Source organism: Tsukamurella sp. M9C (genome assembly GCF_020169415.1).
In the GTDB taxonomy this organism is placed as follows: domain Bacteria; phylum Actinomycetota; class Actinomycetes; order Mycobacteriales; family Mycobacteriaceae; genus Tsukamurella.
Window position 1 is genome coordinate 25,636 of sequence record NZ_JAIULG010000017.1, and the last position, 14,600, is coordinate 40,235.

Consider the following 14,600-nt stretch of genomic DNA (forward strand, 5'->3'; position numbering starts at 1 on the left):
GGTCACACCCTACGATGGTTCGCGTGACAGCTGTGGCGATGCCCGAGGGGCGTAGCGAGGACCGCGAGATGGTGAGCCCCGGCCCGAGGCTCCCGCCCGCGGTGTTCGGCGCGACGGACCGCGCCTTCGGCTGGACCGTGACGCTGGTGCTGACCGCCGTCGCGGCGGCGACGCGGTTCTTCAACCTGGGCTATCCGAGCAACACGGGCTTCATCGGCAGCACGCCGGTGCAGACGCCGGTCTTCGACGAGAAGCACTACGCGCCGCAGGGCTGGCAGGTGCTCTCGGGCGGGCAGTGGATCGAGGACAACCCCGGCTTCGGGCTGGTCGTGCACCCGCCCGTGGGCAAGTGGATGATCGCGATCGGCGAGTGGCTGTTCGGCTACGGCCCGCTGGGTTGGCGGTTCATGTCGGCGGTGTGCGGCACACTGTTGGTGTTCCTGGTGATCCGCGCGGCGCGGCGGCTCGCGCGGTCCACGCTGATCGGCGGCCTGGCCGGCCTGTTCCTCATCTGCGACGGCCTGACGATGGTCTCCTCGCGCGTCGCGCTGCTCGACATCTTCCTCGTCTTCTTCGGCTTCGCCGCCTTCTCGATGATCCTCGTGGACCGCGACCAGATGCGGGAGCGGCTGCACCGCGCGGCGCTCGAGGGGCGGATCACCGATTCGCTGTACGGGCCGCGGCTGGGCTTCCGCTGGTGGCGCTTCTCCGCCGCGATCATGGTGGGCCTGGCGTGCGGCGTGAAGTGGTCGGGCATCTACTTCCTCATCGGCGTCCTGGTGCTGTCCCTGGCGTTCGACGTGGCGAACCGACGCCAGTACGGCGTGCTGCGTCCGTGGCGCGGGGTGCTGCTGCGCGACCTGATCCCGTCGGGCATGTCGCTCGGGGTGGTCCCGGTGCTGGTGTACCTGGGCAGTTTCTGGCCGTGGTTCACCTCGGAGACGTCGGTGTACCGGTACGCGGTGGGCAACCAGGTCGGCGAGGGCGGCCCGTTCGGCTGGGTCCCCGCGGCGCTGCGCTCCCTGTTCTTCTACGAGACCACGATCCTCGACTTCCACGACAGCCTGACGAACTCCGCAGGCAACCACCACCCGTGGGAGTCGAAGCCGTGGACCTGGCCGATGGGCCTGCGGCCGATGCTCTACCACTACACCGCGGACCAGTCCGGGGGCATGTGCGGCGACGGGCCGTGCGTGCGCGCGGTGATGGCGGTCGGCACGCCGGCGCTCACGTGGATCGCCGTGCCCGTGGTGCTGTGGGCGCTGTGGAAGATGTTCGTCAAGCGGGACTGGGCCTACGCCGCGCCCGTGACCATGTATTTCGCGACCTATCTGCCGTGGTTCCTCAACCTCGACCGGCAGATGTACTACTTCTACGCGCTCACCCTGATGCCCTTCCTGTGCATCATGATCGCGCTGATCTGCCGAGAAGTCCTCGGCCTCGACGGCCGCGCCCGGTACTTCGGCTTCGAGCGGCTGCAGCTGGGCCGCTGGCTGGTGGTGCTCTACGCGACGATCGTGGTGCTCAACTTCGCCTGGCTGTGGCCGATCCTCACCGCCACGCCGATCCCGATGTGGTGGTGGCGTCTGGAGCTCTGGCTGCCCAGCTGGCAGTAGGGCCCGGAGGGCGGGGCGTCGGCCCGGCAGGCCGGGGCGAAGGTCCCCGTTCACGCTGCGACGAGACTCTCGGATTCTGTCCGGTTCGGACACGGTGTCCGAAGCGGACAGAATCCGAGAGTCGTCGATGCGGTGCACGTCGCCGACCACGACGGGGGTGCGGCCGTAGGCGCGCACGGGCGGGCGCCGCGCTCAGGCCGTCGCGGCGACGCGGGTCTCGCGCGCCAGCATCCATACGAACGCGGCGACCACGCACAGCGCGGCCGTGATGGCGAAGGCCCACGTGAAGCCGAGGTACTGGGCGATGGCGCCGGCGAGCAGCGGGCCGGAGATGGTGCCCGCGTCCTGCGCCATCTGATAGGCCGAGAGCGCGCCGCCGCTGCGGCCCTTGCCCTGCAGCACGTCGGCGAGGGAGGCCTGCATGGTCGGGGCGACGAGGCCCGTCCCGATCCCGGCGACGACCGTGACGAGGAAGGCGACCAGCACCGAATCGGTGAAGCCCAGCGCCAGCGTGCCCGCGGCGATGACGAGCATGCCGACCACGATGAAGGGGCGTCGGCCGTAGCGGTCGGAGGCGCGGCCCGCGGGGAACATGGCGAGCACGTCGCCGGCGGCGTAGGCGGCCAGCGCGTAGCCGGCGATCGCGGCGGGCTGATCGAGCACGGCGGCGAAGAACAGCGGCAGCAGCGAGACCCGCATCGAGTACACCCAGCCGAACACCACCGAGGTGAAGAGCGCGGCCCGGTAGGCGGAGTCGGCGAGGGCCTCGCGCACCGTCGTGCCCGGTTCGGAGGAGGCCTCCTCCCGGCCCGCGAGGGTGCTGCCGCGCAGCGCGATCCCCACGACGAGCGTGGCGACGACGAGCGCGATGGCGTAGACGACGAACGGCACCCGCAGGCCGAAGCCGACGAGCGCGCCGCCCAGGAGCGGGCCGCAGATCCCGCCGAGCACGAAGCTCGACGAGTACACGCCGCTGACCCTGCCGCGGATCTCGGCGGGCGCGATCCGGATCATCAGGCCCATCGCCGAGACGGTGAACATCACCGATCCGACGCCGCCCAGCCCGCGGAAGAGCATGAGCTGCCAGTAGCTCTGCGCGAAGGCGACGGCGAGCGTCGAGGCGGCGACGATCAGGAGCCCCGTCATGTAGATCCAGCGTTCGCCGAAGGCCTTCACCAACGGGCCGGTGGCGGGCGCGAAGGCGAGCCGCATGATCGCGAAGGCGCTGACGACCGCGGACGCGGCGCCGATGCCCACGTCGAAGGTGCGGGCGAAGGCGGGCAGGGCGGGCGCGACGACGCCGTATCCGAGGGCGATCACGAAGCTCGCCGCGACGAGGACCCAGACCTCCGGCGGTACCCGCTGCGGCGCGGGCGCGGAAGCTGCTGAGTTCACCGAAACATCATCCGCTAAGAACGCGTCAAGACCCGCATCGGGGGCGTTAAGGGGGCGTGAAAACGCCCGTTCCCGGTGGTCCAGTGGAGCCCATGGACATCTCCAACGCGCTGGCTCTGGCGGCCACGATCCTCACCCTGGCGTACCTGCTGTACGCCCTGCTGCGCCCGGAGCGCTTCTGATGAGCGGCACCCTCTCCGGCCTGCTGACGATCGGCACCCTGGTCGCGGCGCTGGCCATCGCGTACCGCCCGCTCGGCGACTACCTGGCGCACGTGGTCACCACGCCGAAGCACTGGCGGGTCGAGCGCGTCGTCTACCGCCTCGTGGGCGCCGACCCCGAGGCCGAGCAGGGCTACCGGGTCTACGCGCTGGCCGCGCTCGCGTTCAGCGCCGTCAGCATCGTCGCGCTCACGATCCTGCTGCTCGTGCAGGGCTGGCTGCCCGGCGTCGAGCCGAAGCAGTGGCGCTTCGACGAGGCCCTCAACACCGCGATCTCCTTCGTCACCAACACCAACTGGCAGTGGTACTCGGGCGAGAGCGCCATGAACCTCATCGCGCAGGCGATCGGCCTCGCGGTGCAGAACTTCGTCTCCGCGGCCGTCGGCATCGCGGTCGCCGTCGCGCTGATCCGCGGCTTCGTCCGCTCCCGCACCGACCGGCTGGGCAACTTCTGGGTGGACCTCACCCGCATCACGCTGCGCGTGCTGCTGCCGATCGCCGCGATCGGCGCCGTGATCCTCATGGCGCAGGGCGTGGTGCAGACGCTGTGGCAGCGGCACGAGATCGTCGGGCTCGACGGGCAGAAGCAGGTGCTCACCGGCGGCCTCGTCGCGAGCCAGGAGGTCATCAAACTCCTCGGCACCAACGGCGGCGGCTACTTCAACGCCAACTCCGCGCACGCCTTCGAGAACCCGACGGCCGCGACCAACCTGTTCCAGATCTTCCTCATCCTGCTCATCCCCGTGGCGCTGCCCCGCATGCTGGGCAACCTCGTCGGCAACCACCGGCAGGGCTACGCGATCCTCGGCTCGATGACCGTGATCTTCGCCGTCTCCACCGCGATCTCCATCGGCGCGCAGCTGGGCAACCAGGGCACGGCCGGCAGGGCCGCGGGCGCCGCGCTCGAGGGCCAGGAGCTGCGGATCGGCCAGTGGGGCACCGGCCTGTTCGCCACCGCCACCACCAGCACGTCGACGGGCGCCGTGAACGCCGCGCACGACAGCCTCACCCCCGGCGCCGGCGGCGCCGCGCTGGTGAACATGCTGCTCGGCGAGATCAGCCCCGGCGGCGTGGGATCCGGCCTCTACGGCATGCTCGTCATCGCCGTCCTCACCGTCTTCCTCTGCGGCCTCATGGTGGGCCGCACCCCCGAGTACCTCGGCAAGAAGATCGGCCGCACCGAGATCACCCTCGCCGCGCTGTACATCCTGGTGATGCCCGCGCTGGTGCTGGTCGGCACCGCCGCCACCGTGGTCCAGGAGCAGGGCGTCGCCGCCATGACCAACGACGGTGCGCACGGCCTCTCCGAGGTCCTCTACGCCTACGCCTCGGCCGCGAACAACAACGGCAGCGCCTTCGCCGGACTCGCCGTCGACACCCCGTGGTTCAACTACACCCTGGGCGCCGGAATGCTCTTCGGCCGGTTCGCGCCGATGGTCGCGATCCTCGCCCTGGCCGGCGCGCTCGCCAAGCAGCACCCCGTGCCCGCCACCGCGGGCACCATCCCCACCCACCGCCCGCTGTTCGTGGGCCTCACCGTGGGCGTCGTGGTCCTGGTGGCCGGATTGACCTTCGTCCCCGCCCTCGCGCTCGCACCGATCTCGGAGGTCACCCAGTGACGAACACGCTGACCGACACCACCCCGTCGGACCCGAAGGCCGTCACCCAGGCACCGAAGCGGCGCTCCGCGTTCTCGCTCGCCGAGCTCAAGTCGGCGCTGCCCCGCGCGGCCGCGAAGCTGGACCCGCGCACGCAGATCCGGCAGCCCGTCGTCTTCGTGGTGTGGATCGCCTCGGTCTACACCACCGCGCTGGCGATCGTGAACCCGTCCGTGTTCGCGTGGTCCGTGGCCGTCTTCCTCTGGGCGACGGTGCTCTTCGCGAACCTCGCCGAGGCCGTCGCCGAGGGCCGCGGCCGCGCGCAAGCCGATTCGCTGCGCAAGGCCAAGACGGAGACGATCGCGCGGCGCAGGACCGCGTCCGGCGAGGAGCACGTCCCCGGATCGCAGCTGCACGTCGGCGACCTCGTGATCGTCGAGGCCGGCGAGGTCATCCCCGGCGACGGCGACGTCGTCGAAGGCATGGCGACCGTCGACGAGTCGGCGATCACCGGCGAGTCCGCCCCCGTCGTGCGCGAGTCCGGCGGCGACCGCTGCGCCGTCACCGGCGGCACCCGCGTGCTGTCCGACCGCATCGTCGTCGAGATCAAGACCGAGCCCGGCAAGAGCTTCATCGACCGGATGATCGGCCTCGTCGAGGGAGCCAACCGGCAGAAGACGCCGAACGAGATCGCCCTGAACATCCTGCTCACAGTGCTCACGATCATCTTCCTGCTCGCCGTCGCGACGCTGCAGCCGATGGCGATCTACTCGGGCGGCGCGGTCGACGTGGTGGTGCTCGTGGCGCTGCTCGTGTGCCTCATCCCCACGACGATCGGCGCGCTGCTCTCCGCGATCGGCATCGCCGGCATGGACCGGCTGGTGCAGCGCAACGTCATCGCCAAGTCGGGCCGCGCCGTGGAGGCCGCGGGCGACGTCTCGACGCTGCTGCTCGACAAGACCGGCACCATCACCTACGGCAACCGGCGCGCCACGTCGTTCCACCCCGTCGCGGGCGTCGACGAGCACACCCTCGCCGGGCACGCGCTGCTCGCCTCGCTCGCCGACGAGACGCCCGAGGGGCGCTCCATCGTCGACCTGGCGACGGAGCACGGCCACGAGGTCCCGACGGTCCGCCTCGGCACCGTCGTGCCCTTCACGGCGCAGACCCGCATGTCGGGCGTCGACCTGCCCGACGGCACCCGCATCCGCAAGGGCGCCTCGGCGGCCGTGCTGGCGTGGGTCGCCGCGGAGCACCGGGTCGACGGGCCCGGCGAGCCCCTCGGCGAGGCCGTCTCCGAGGCGCTCGGCGTCGTCGACGTGCGGCTGGCCGTCGACGAGATCTCCGGAACCGGCGGCACCCCGCTGGTCGTCGCGTACGCCGAGCCCGGCGCCGCCCCGACCCTGCAGGGCGTCGTGCACCTCAAGGACGTGGTCAAGGCGGGCATGCGCGAGCGCTTCGCGCAACTGCGCGCGATGGGCATCCGCACCGTCATGATCACCGGCGACAACCCCCTGACCGCGAAGGCCATCGCCGCGGAGGCGGGCGTCGACGACTACCTCGCCGAGGCCACCCCCGAGGACAAGCTGGCGCTGATCAAGCAGCAGCAGGAGGGCGGCCGCCTCGTCGCGATGACCGGCGACGGCACCAACGACGCGCCCGCGCTCGCGCAGGCCGACGTGGGCGTCGCGATGAACACGGGCACCTCCGCCGCGAAGGAGGCCGGGAACATGATCGACCTGGACTCCGACCCGACGAAGCTCATCGACATCGTGGAGATCGGCAAGCAGCTGCTCATCACCCGCGGCGCGCTGACCACGTTCTCGATCGCCAACGACATCGCGAAGTACTTCGCGATCATCCCCGCGATGTTCGTGCCCCTGGCCCCCGGCCTCGACGTGCTCAACGTGATGCGGCTGCACAGCCCGCAGTCGGCGATCCTCTCGGCGGTGATCTTCAACGCGCTGATCATCGTCGCGCTGATCCCGCTCGCGATGCGGGGCGTGAAGTACACCGCCAAGTCGGCCGACAAGCTGCTCGCGCGCAACCTCACCATCTACGGCCTCGGCGGCATCGTCGTCCCCTTCCTCGGCATCAAGCTGATCGACCTCGTCGTCCAGCTGATCCCCGGCCTCTCCTGATCGTCCCGAAAGGCACTGACATGTTGAGTTCCACACCGCGTCAGCTCCTCGCCGGCCTGCGCATGCTGATCGTCATGACCGTCGTCCTCGGCGCGCTGTTCCCGCTGGCGATCTGGGGCGTCGGGCAGGTCGCCTTCAGCGCGAAGGCGAACGGCTCGCAGGTCGAACAGAACGGCACCGTCGTCGGGTCCGAACTGCTGGCCCAGAAGTTCGACGGTCCGCAGTGGTTCCATCCGCGCCCGTCCGCCGGCGAGTACGACACCCCCGCCTCCGGCGGCACCAACCTCGGCCCGAACAGCGAGAAGCTGGTCGCGCTCATCGCGGAGCGCCGCGCGAAGGTCGCCGCGGAGGACGGGGTGGCACCGTCGGACGTGCCGACCGACGCCGTGACGGCGAGCTTCTCCGGCCTGGACCCGCACATCTCCCCCGCGTACGCGCGGCAGCAGGTGGCGCGCGTCGCGAAGGCCCGGGGCCTGGCGCCGGAGCGGGTGACCGCGCTGGTGGCCGCGCACACCGACGGCCGACAGCTCGGCTACCTGGGCGAGGAGCGGGTTAACGTGGTGAATCTGAACCTCGCGCTCACCGACCTCGCCGCCGCGGCGAAGTAGCCCGGGCGGAGGAGGAGGGGAGACATGCCGAAGGGGCTTCTTCGCGTCTACCTGGGCGCCGCGCCGGGCGTGGGCAAGACCTACGCCATGCTCACCGAGGGCGTGCGCCGCGCCTCGCGCGGGACGTCGGTGGTCGTCGGCTACGTCGAGACCCACGGCCGGCCCCAGACGGAGGCCCAGGTCCAGGGGCTGCAGGTGATCCCCCGCCGGAAGGTCGAGTACCGCGGCGCGGTGCTCGAGGAGATGGACGTCGACGCGGTGATCGCCGCGCACCCGACGGTGGTCCTCGTCGACGAGCTCGCCCACACCAACGCCCCCGGCTCGAAGAACGAGAAGCGCTGGCAGGACATCGCCGAGCTGCTCGACGCCGGCATCACCGTGATCACCACGGTCAACATCCAGCACCTCGAGTCCCTCGGCGACGTGGTGGAGTCGATCACCGGCGTGCGGCAGCGCGAGACGATCCCCGACGGGGTGGTCCGCCGCGCCGAGCAGGTGCAGCTCGTCGACATGACGCCGGAGGCCCTGCGGCGGCGCATGGCGCACGGCAACATCTACGCGCCCGACAAGGTGGACGCCGCGCTCTCGCACTTCTTCCGCATCGGGAACCTCACGGCGCTGCGGGAACTCGCGCTGCTGTGGCTGGCCGACCGCGTGGACGAGCGGCTCGAGCAGTACCGCTCCGAGCAGGGCATCTCGGCCGCCTGGCCCACCCGTGACCGCACCGTCGTCGCGCTCACCGGCGGCCCCGAGGGCGGGACGCTGCTGCGCCGCGGGGCCCGGATCGCGGCGAAGGGCGCGGGCGGCGAGTTGCGCGCGGTGTACGTCGCGCGCAGCGACGGCCTCTCGGGCGCCTCGCCCGCCTCGCTGGCGCAACTGCGGCAGCTCACGGAATCGCTGGGCGGCACCTTCCAGATCGTCACCGGCGACGACGTGGCCGCCGCGATCCTGCAGTACGCGACCTCGGTGAACGCCTCGCGGATCATCCTCGGCAAGTCGCGGCACCGAGCGCTGACCTCGGTGGTGCGCTGGCCCGTCTCGGACGCGGTGATCGAGGGCTCCGGCGACATCGACGTGCAGGTGGTCACACACGAGCGGGCCGCGGGCGCGGGCCGGCGCCGGCTGCTCCCCCGCATCGACGGCCCCGACCCCGTGCTGCTGGGCAAGCGGCGCACCATCGCCGGCTGGGTGCTGGCGATCGCGGGGCCGGTACTCCTCACGGCGCTGCTCGCGCAGACCCGGCAGTGGCACTCGCTGCCCACCGAGCTGATGCTCTTCCTCATGCTGACGGTGGCGGTGGCCCTGGTCGGCGGCATCCGGCCGGCGGTGCCCGCGGCGATCCTCGGATCGGTGCTGCTCAACTACTACTTCGCGCCGCCGCTGTACACGTTCACGGTGGCGTCGGGCGAGAACGTCTTCGCCGTCGCCATGTTCGTGCTGACGGCGATCGCGGTCGCGTCGGTGGTCTCCCTGGCCGCCCGGCAGACCGCCCGGGCCGCCCGCGCCCGCGCCGAGGCCGACGTGCTCAGCGGCCTCGCCGACACCCTGCTGGCGACCGAGAACACCGACGACGAGATCCCCGCCCTGCTCGACGAGGCCATCGTGACCTTCGGGCTGCGCGGCGCCTCCCTGCTGCGGCGCGACGACGCCGACTCCCCCTGGCAGCTGGTCGCCGGGCGGCGCGAGTCGCCGCTCAGCCCGGAGGACGGCACCGACGCCGCGATGGTCGGCGACAACGTGGCCCTGGTGGTCAACGGCGCTCCGCTCAGCGCCTCCGAGCACGGGCTGCTCGTCGCCTTCGCCGCGCACGCGGCGGCCCGGCTCGACCGGGAGGCGCTCAGCGCCGAGGCCAAGCAGGCCCGGACGCTGGCCGAGGGCAACCGCGCGCGGACGGCGCTGCTCAGCGCGGTCTCGCACGACCTGCGGACCCCGCTGGCCGGGATCAAGGCCGCCGTCTCGTCGCTGCGCAGCGACGACGTGGAGTGGTCCGACGAGGACGAGGCCGAGCTGCTCGCGACCATCGAGGAGAGCGCCGACCGGCTGGACTCGCTGGTGGGGAACCTGCTCGACATGTCGCGGCTGCAGTCCGATTCGCTCACGCTGCTCACCCGCGAGGTGGGGATCGAGGAGGTCCTGCCCGCCATCTGGACCGCGCTCCCCGACGCCGACCTGGCCTTCGACTTCGCCTGCGCCGACACCGACGCGCCGCCCACCGCCCTGGCGGATCCCGGGCTGCTGGAGCGAGTGCTGGCGAACCTCGTGGAGAACGCCGTGCGGCACTCGCGGGGCGGGCCGGTCACCGTCGGCGTCTCCGGCGTGCACACCCCCGACGGGGACCGCCTGCAGGTGCACGTCCGCGACCACGGCCCTGGTGTGCCGCAGGAGCAGCGCGAGGCCATGTTCAAGCCCTTCCAGCGGATGGGCGACGCCCCGGCCGGCAACGGCGTCGGGCTCGGGCTCGCGGTGGCCCGCGGGCTCACCGAGGCCATGGGCGGCACGCTCACCGCGGAGGACACCCCCGGCGGCGGCCTGACCATGATCGTGGACCTGCCCGCCGCGCAGCCGGTGTCGAGTGATGAGGTGGTCTCGTGACGTTCGTTCTGGTGGTCGACGATGAGCCCGCGATCCTGCGCACCCTGCGGATCAACCTCAAGGCCCGCGGCTACGAGGTGGAGACGGCGTCCGACGGCCGGTCGGCCCTGCAGATCGCGCGCGAGCGGACGCCCGACGTGGTGGTGCTCGACCTCGGCCTGCCCGACCTCGACGGCACCGCGGTGCTGGCGAAGCTGCGGGAGTTCTGCACCTCCCCGGTGATCGTGCTCTCCGCGCGGCACGGCAGCGACGACAAGGTGGAGTCGCTGGACATCGGCGCCGACGACTACGTGACCAAGCCCTTCGCGATGGACGAGTTCCTCGCCCGCGTGCGCGCGCAGGTGCGGCGGACCGGCCTGGTGGACGCGCCGGCGCCGGCGAAGACCGAGGCCTTCGAGGTGAACTTCGAGGCGCGGACGGTGACCCGCGACGGCGCGACGGTGCGCCTCACCCCCACCGAGTGGAAGATCGTGGACGTGCTGGTCCGCAACGCGGATCGGCTGGTCTCGCAGCAGACGCTGCTGCACGAGGTGTGGGGCCCGTCGTACTCGCGCGAGACCAACTACCTGCGCGTGTACATGGCGCAGCTGCGGCGCAAGCTGGAGCCGGACCCCGCGCACCCGCGGTACTTCGTCACCGAGCCCGGGATGGGCTACCGCTTCATCCCGTAGCGCTCGGACGGCGCCGGTTCGGGAGCGCGGCGTACCTCCCGCCGGGTGCGACGGTGCTCCTGCCGCGCGGCTCTCGGATTCTGTCCGGAACGGACACGACGGTGCCGAGCACGTCGAACGCGCGGGCGCGGGCCGCGGCCAGGTCGGCCTCAGCGGACGATGCGATGGCGGCCAACCCGTTTCCACGTGCGGCACGGGCCTGCGCGGAACTGTGGTTCGCGGCGCGGTGGTTCGCGGCACGGTGGTGGGCGACGCCGAGGTCGCCGACCAGCGGCTCGAGCGTTCGCGCGACCGCGCTGAAGGCGGCGGCCGCGGCGGCTCCTCCGGTCGCGTCGAGGTCGAAGACGCGGGCGAGGGTCCGGCCCAGCGAGTCCGCCCACGTCGCCTCCGCGAGTGCGAGCCATGCCGCGATCTCCCTCCGCTCCTCTCGCAGGTCGCGCATCCAGGGCAGGTTCGCCGCCCACCCGGTCGCGACGAGGTGGCCGGTGAGCACGGAGTGGAGGTCGTGGAGGAGATCGCGGAGGGCGATCGGTGTCGGCGAGGCGTGGGCGAGACCGCCGAGCGGATCGTCGATGCCGGCGTCGGTGAAGAACGCGGCGTCCGGCCACGTGTCGTCGGTGCGCCCGTCCTCGCAGTCGCATCCGGCCGGGCGGTCCCGCGGATCGCGCTCCGGCACGCCGCCCTCGCACCGGCAGTCGTCGGCGATGGTGGACGCCGCCTCGGCCGCGGGGCCGCTCGGCCACACCGGCCCCTCGGTGCGCCGCGGGCGCGGGGCGAGGACGACGCGCACGGCGTCGGCCGGCTCCGGCAGCCACCACGGCGTGGCGAAGAGTAGCCGCGCGGTGCCGCCGTACTTGCGCCGCAGGGTCCGCTCGGACACGCGCTCCCCGCTCGGAAGGCGCAGGCGGCGCGCGACTTCCGTCAGGGTCGCGCTGTCCAGCCCCTCGACCGCGACGAGCTCGAGCGCGGCCCGGACCGCCGCCTCGTGCAGCGCCCGATCGCGGATCGGCATGGTTCGTTCCTGGAAGTTGTGCATGGCTCCCCCCGAAGCTCACGTATCCCGACGTCGACGCTACGACGACCGCGCGCCGCCCGGGCGAGGACCGCGAAAACAGCGGCGAGTGGGGGCGGATGCAGCGCGGCCGGGCACGGCCCTGTGCATTGCACTGCAGCGATCTCGGGACTCTCGATTTCTGTCCGGTTCGGACGACGAGTCCATAACGGACAGAATCCGAGAGTCGGCGGGAAGGCAGCCTGCAGGCTCCCGCCTCCGGGCGCGCCGCCGCGAGACTCAGCCGGCGGGCGCGGTGAGCGGGCGGTCGAGGGCGGTGGCGGTGTAGAGGCCGGTGAGGCAGCGGGTGCCGTCGAGGGAGTCGGTGAAGACGTCCGCGGCGGCGATCATGGTGCGGCCGGGGGGGCCGACGAGGCGGCCGACGGCGACGAGCCGCTCCCCGCGCGCCGGGCGGAGGTTGTGGGAGTTCATGGCGGTGGTCGCGGCGACGCGGCCGGAGTCGTGGATCGCGGCGAACGCCGCCCCGACCGCGGCGATGTCGGCCAGCATGGCGACGATGCCGCCGTGGCAGTGCACGCCGTCGAAGGTGACGTCGGGGACGACCGGCATCGAGAGGACGGCGCGGTCGGGTGTGACATCGTCGACCGAGAGCTGGAGCCAGCGGGCGACGGGCATGGAGTCGAGGACGCGGGTGAGGACGTGATCCAGGGTCGTCATGGCCGAAACATATCACTGATACGATTGCCGAGGAAGATGCCGAGACAGAGAACCAGGACGCCCGAGGTCGCGGACGGGATCGCCGCCGCCGCACTGGAGATCGTCCGCGCCGAGGGCGCGGACGGGCTCACGACCCGACGCGCCGCGGCCGCCGCGGGCACGAACATCGCCGCGCTGGGCCAGCTCTTCGGGAACCGCGACGGCCTCGTGAACGCGGTCGCGCTGCGCGGCTTCGCCCTGCTCGTCGAGACCCTGCCGCAGGCGGAGGGTCCGCCCCGCGAGGTGCTCGCCGCCTGGGCCGACGCCTACCGCCGCTTCGCCGCCCAGGAGCCCGCGCTGGTCGACGTGATGTTCGCCCGCCCGCTCATCGGCCCGATCCCACCCGAGCACCCGGTGCACGAGTGCCGGCAGGTCCTCGTCGAGGCCTTCGGCGCACTCACGGGCAGCGCCGACCGGGCGGACGTCGAGGCGATCGCGCTCGGCTTCGGCGCCCTCCTCGAGGGCCTGGCGACGAAGGACCGGCACGGACTGCTCGGCCCCACCGTCGACGCGCGGAACCGGGCCTGGCGCCTCGCCGTGGCCGCCTACGCCGACGGCGCCGCCCGCTGATTCAGCGCAGTTCGGCCGGCAGCCCGGCGAGCGCGAACAGGTCCGCGGGATCGAGGAACGCGGAGACGTGGGTGAGCTCGCCGTCGGTGAAGGTCAGTACGTCCAGCTGGAAGGGCAGCCAGACGTCGCCGCCCGCCCCGTCCGCCGCCGGCGAGCGCAGGTACATCGCTGCGGCGGGCAGGCCGTTGCACACCGTCGGGACCATCCGCAGGTCCCCGGCGACCTGCGCGGGGCACTGCGTCCGCGACAGCTCGCCGATGGCCTCGGCGCCGCGGTACCAGCCCGGGATCGGGGGCATCTCCCAGGTGGCGTCGGCGGCGAGGATTCGCACGACGCCGTCGATGTCGTGCCGCTCGAAGGCCGCGCAGAACTCGTCCCATACCTGCTTCTCGTGGTCGGACAGCTCGGCGGCCCTGCGGCCCTCCTGGGCGGCACCGTCGCCGATGGAGGCCCGCGCCCGCTGCAGGGCGCTGTTCGCCGACGCGACGGAGGTCTCGAGAGCCGCGGCCGTCTCGGCGGCGGAGAACTCGAGGACGTCGCGCAGGATCAGCGCGGCCCGCTGCTTGGCCGGCAGCACCTGCAGCGCCGCGACCATCGCCAGCCCGATGCCCTCCCGCGCCACCGCCGCCTCCCCCGGATCGCCGAGCGCGCGGTCCGGGAGGGGCTGCAGCCACAGCACCTCCGTCGACGGCACCACCGGCTCCAGCGGATTCGACGGCTCGCCGCCCAGCCCGACGGGCAGCACCCGCCGGGCCGTGGCGGCCGTGAGGCAGACGTTGGTAGCGATGGAGTACATCCACGTCCGCACCGACGACCGGCCCTCGAAGCGGTGGAAGGCCTTCCACGCGCGCAGGTAGGTCTCCTGCACCAGGTCCTCCGCGTCGGACGCGGAGCCCGACATGCGGTAGCAGTGCGCGAGGAGCTCGGCGCGCAGCGGCGCGGTGGCGGAGTCGAAGCCGGCGTCGACGACGGTCACGTCAGCCCTGCGCGGCCTCGGGCCCGCCCGCGGCGGCGGCCGGGTCCATCCACATGATCTCCCAGGTATGGCCGTCGGGATCGTCGAAGGAGCGGCCGTACATGAAGCCGTGATCCTCGGAGCGTCCCTCCGTGCCGCCGGCGGCGACGGCGCGGTTCACCACCTCGTCGACCTCCTCGCGGCTCTCCGCGCTGAGCGCGATGAGGGTCTCCTTCACGCCGGGCGCCGCCGTCGTGGCCTCGTGGAAGGTGCCGAAGAAGTCGGTCTTGAGCAGCATCGCCACGATGTTCTCGCCCAGCTCCACCGAGATGGCGTTCTCGTCACTGAACTGCTCGTTGATGGTGTAGCCCACGGCGGTGAAGAAGTCGCGCGAGCGCTGGACGTCGGCGATGGGCAGGTTCACGAAGATCATCTTGTGCATGGCGTCGCTCCTTGGTCCGCGGC

General features: G+C 72.3%; 13 protein-coding genes. 8 read left to right on the plus strand and 5 right to left on the minus strand.

Annotated elements, in window-relative coordinates:
* Positions 1 to 14 precede the first annotated feature (14 nt).
* Positions 15 to 1,616, plus strand: coding sequence for a dolichyl-phosphate-mannose--protein mannosyltransferase (locus tag LB823_RS10475; protein WP_224646974.1), 1,602 nt, complete (start codon positions 15 to 17; stop codon positions 1,614 to 1,616).
* Between the two features lie 192 nt (positions 1,617 to 1,808).
* On the opposite strand, the gene LB823_RS10480 is transcribed toward LB823_RS10475, so the two are convergent.
* Entirely contained in the window at positions 1,809 to 3,011 is a 1,203-nt protein-coding gene (locus tag LB823_RS10480; RefSeq protein ID WP_224646975.1) for an MFS transporter, read from the minus strand.
* Between the two features lie 92 nt (positions 3,012 to 3,103).
* Here LB823_RS10480 and LB823_RS10485 point away from each other — a divergent pair, with 92 nt between their 5' ends.
* The 6 genes from LB823_RS10485 to LB823_RS10510 are packed head-to-tail and all read left to right on the plus strand — an operon-like array spanning position 3,104 to position 10,842.
* Positions 3,104 to 3,193 (plus strand): potassium-transporting ATPase subunit F, encoded by a 90-nt coding sequence (locus tag LB823_RS10485; protein ID WP_074850389.1) that lies wholly within the window; start codon positions 3,104 to 3,106, stop codon positions 3,191 to 3,193.
* Positions 3,193 to 4,851, plus strand: a complete 1,659-nt coding sequence (gene kdpA / locus LB823_RS10490) for a potassium-transporting ATPase subunit KdpA (RefSeq protein ID WP_224646977.1) — start codon at positions 3,193 to 3,195, stop codon at positions 4,849 to 4,851. The genes LB823_RS10485 and kdpA overlap by 1 nt, the downstream gene beginning before the upstream one ends.
* Positions 4,848 to 6,971 (plus strand): potassium-transporting ATPase subunit KdpB, encoded by a 2,124-nt coding sequence (kdpB, locus tag LB823_RS10495; protein WP_374201307.1) that lies wholly within the window; start codon positions 4,848 to 4,850, stop codon positions 6,969 to 6,971. Before kdpA ends, kdpB begins: the two co-directional genes overlap by 4 nt.
* 20 nt (positions 6,972 to 6,991) lie before the next feature.
* On the plus strand, positions 6,992 to 7,579 hold the full coding sequence (gene kdpC / locus LB823_RS10500; RefSeq protein WP_224646979.1) for a potassium-transporting ATPase subunit KdpC: 588 nt from the start codon (positions 6,992 to 6,994) through the stop codon (positions 7,577 to 7,579).
* A 24-nt stretch (positions 7,580 to 7,603) separates the two neighbouring features.
* Positions 7,604 to 10,171 carry an ATP-binding protein gene (locus tag LB823_RS10505; RefSeq protein WP_224646981.1) on the plus strand — a complete coding sequence of 856 codons (2,568 nt, stop codon included), beginning with the start codon at positions 7,604 to 7,606 and terminating at the stop codon, positions 10,169 to 10,171.
* On the plus strand, positions 10,168 to 10,842 hold the full coding sequence (locus tag LB823_RS10510; RefSeq protein WP_224646983.1) for a response regulator: 675 nt from the start codon (positions 10,168 to 10,170) through the stop codon (positions 10,840 to 10,842). The genes LB823_RS10505 and LB823_RS10510 overlap by 4 nt, the downstream gene beginning before the upstream one ends.
* On the opposite strand, the gene LB823_RS10515 is transcribed toward LB823_RS10510, so the two are convergent.
* Together LB823_RS10515 and LB823_RS10520 are read right to left on the minus strand one after the other, a co-directional pair.
* On the minus strand, positions 10,832 to 11,854 hold the full coding sequence (locus LB823_RS10515; protein ID WP_224646984.1) for a hypothetical protein: 1,023 nt from the start codon (positions 11,852 to 11,854) through the stop codon (positions 10,832 to 10,834). The two genes, LB823_RS10510 and LB823_RS10515, sit on opposite strands and share 11 nt — an antisense overlap.
* A gap of 279 nt (positions 11,855 to 12,133) precedes the next feature.
* Positions 12,134 to 12,571: a PaaI family thioesterase gene (locus LB823_RS10520; protein ID WP_224646986.1), complete on the minus strand. Its 438-nt coding sequence runs from the start codon at positions 12,569 to 12,571 to the stop codon at positions 12,134 to 12,136.
* A gap of 36 nt (positions 12,572 to 12,607) precedes the next feature.
* Here LB823_RS10520 and LB823_RS10525 point away from each other — a divergent pair, with 36 nt between their 5' ends.
* The gene (locus LB823_RS10525; RefSeq protein ID WP_224646988.1) at positions 12,608 to 13,180 is read left to right on the plus strand and encodes a TetR/AcrR family transcriptional regulator; all 573 of its coding nucleotides are present in this window, start codon (positions 12,608 to 12,610) and stop codon (positions 13,178 to 13,180) included.
* A 1-nt stretch (position 13,181) separates the two neighbouring features.
* Here the strand turns inward: LB823_RS10525 and LB823_RS10530 are convergent, their stop codons facing one another.
* Both LB823_RS10530 and LB823_RS10535 read right to left on the minus strand, forming a co-directional pair.
* Positions 13,182 to 14,156, minus strand: coding sequence for an RNA polymerase subunit sigma-70 (locus tag LB823_RS10530; RefSeq protein WP_224646990.1), 975 nt, complete (start codon positions 14,154 to 14,156; stop codon positions 13,182 to 13,184).
* 1 nt (position 14,157) lies between these two features.
* Positions 14,158 to 14,577: a VOC family protein gene (locus LB823_RS10535; RefSeq protein ID WP_224646991.1), complete on the minus strand. Its 420-nt coding sequence runs from the start codon at positions 14,575 to 14,577 to the stop codon at positions 14,158 to 14,160.
* Positions 14,578 to 14,600 lie beyond the last annotated feature (23 nt).

Excerpts from the sequence above, each read along its gene's own strand:
- kdpA (WP_224646977.1), top strand. The coding sequence starts at position 3,193 with ATGAGCGGCACCCTCTCCGGCCTGCTGACGATCGGCACCCTGGTCGCG.
- LB823_RS10535 (WP_224646991.1), bottom strand. The coding sequence starts at position 14,577 with ATGCACAAGATGATCTTCGTGAACCTGCCCATCGCCGACGTCCAGCGC.
- LB823_RS10485 (WP_074850389.1), top strand. The coding sequence starts at position 3,104 with ATGGACATCTCCAACGCGCTGGCTCTGGCGGCCACGATCCTCACCCTG.
- LB823_RS10475 (WP_224646974.1), top strand. The coding sequence starts at position 15 with ATGGTTCGCGTGACAGCTGTGGCGATGCCCGAGGGGCGTAGCGAGGAC.
- LB823_RS10515 (WP_224646984.1), bottom strand. The coding sequence starts at position 11,854 with ATGCCGATCCGCGATCGGGCGCTGCACGAGGCGGCGGTCCGGGCCGCG.
- LB823_RS10505 (WP_224646981.1), top strand. The coding sequence starts at position 7,604 with ATGCCGAAGGGGCTTCTTCGCGTCTACCTGGGCGCCGCGCCGGGCGTG.
- LB823_RS10520 (WP_224646986.1), bottom strand. The coding sequence starts at position 12,571 with ATGACGACCCTGGATCACGTCCTCACCCGCGTCCTCGACTCCATGCCC.
- LB823_RS10525 (WP_224646988.1), top strand. The coding sequence starts at position 12,608 with ATGCCGAGACAGAGAACCAGGACGCCCGAGGTCGCGGACGGGATCGCC.
- kdpC (WP_224646979.1), top strand. The coding sequence starts at position 6,992 with ATGTTGAGTTCCACACCGCGTCAGCTCCTCGCCGGCCTGCGCATGCTG.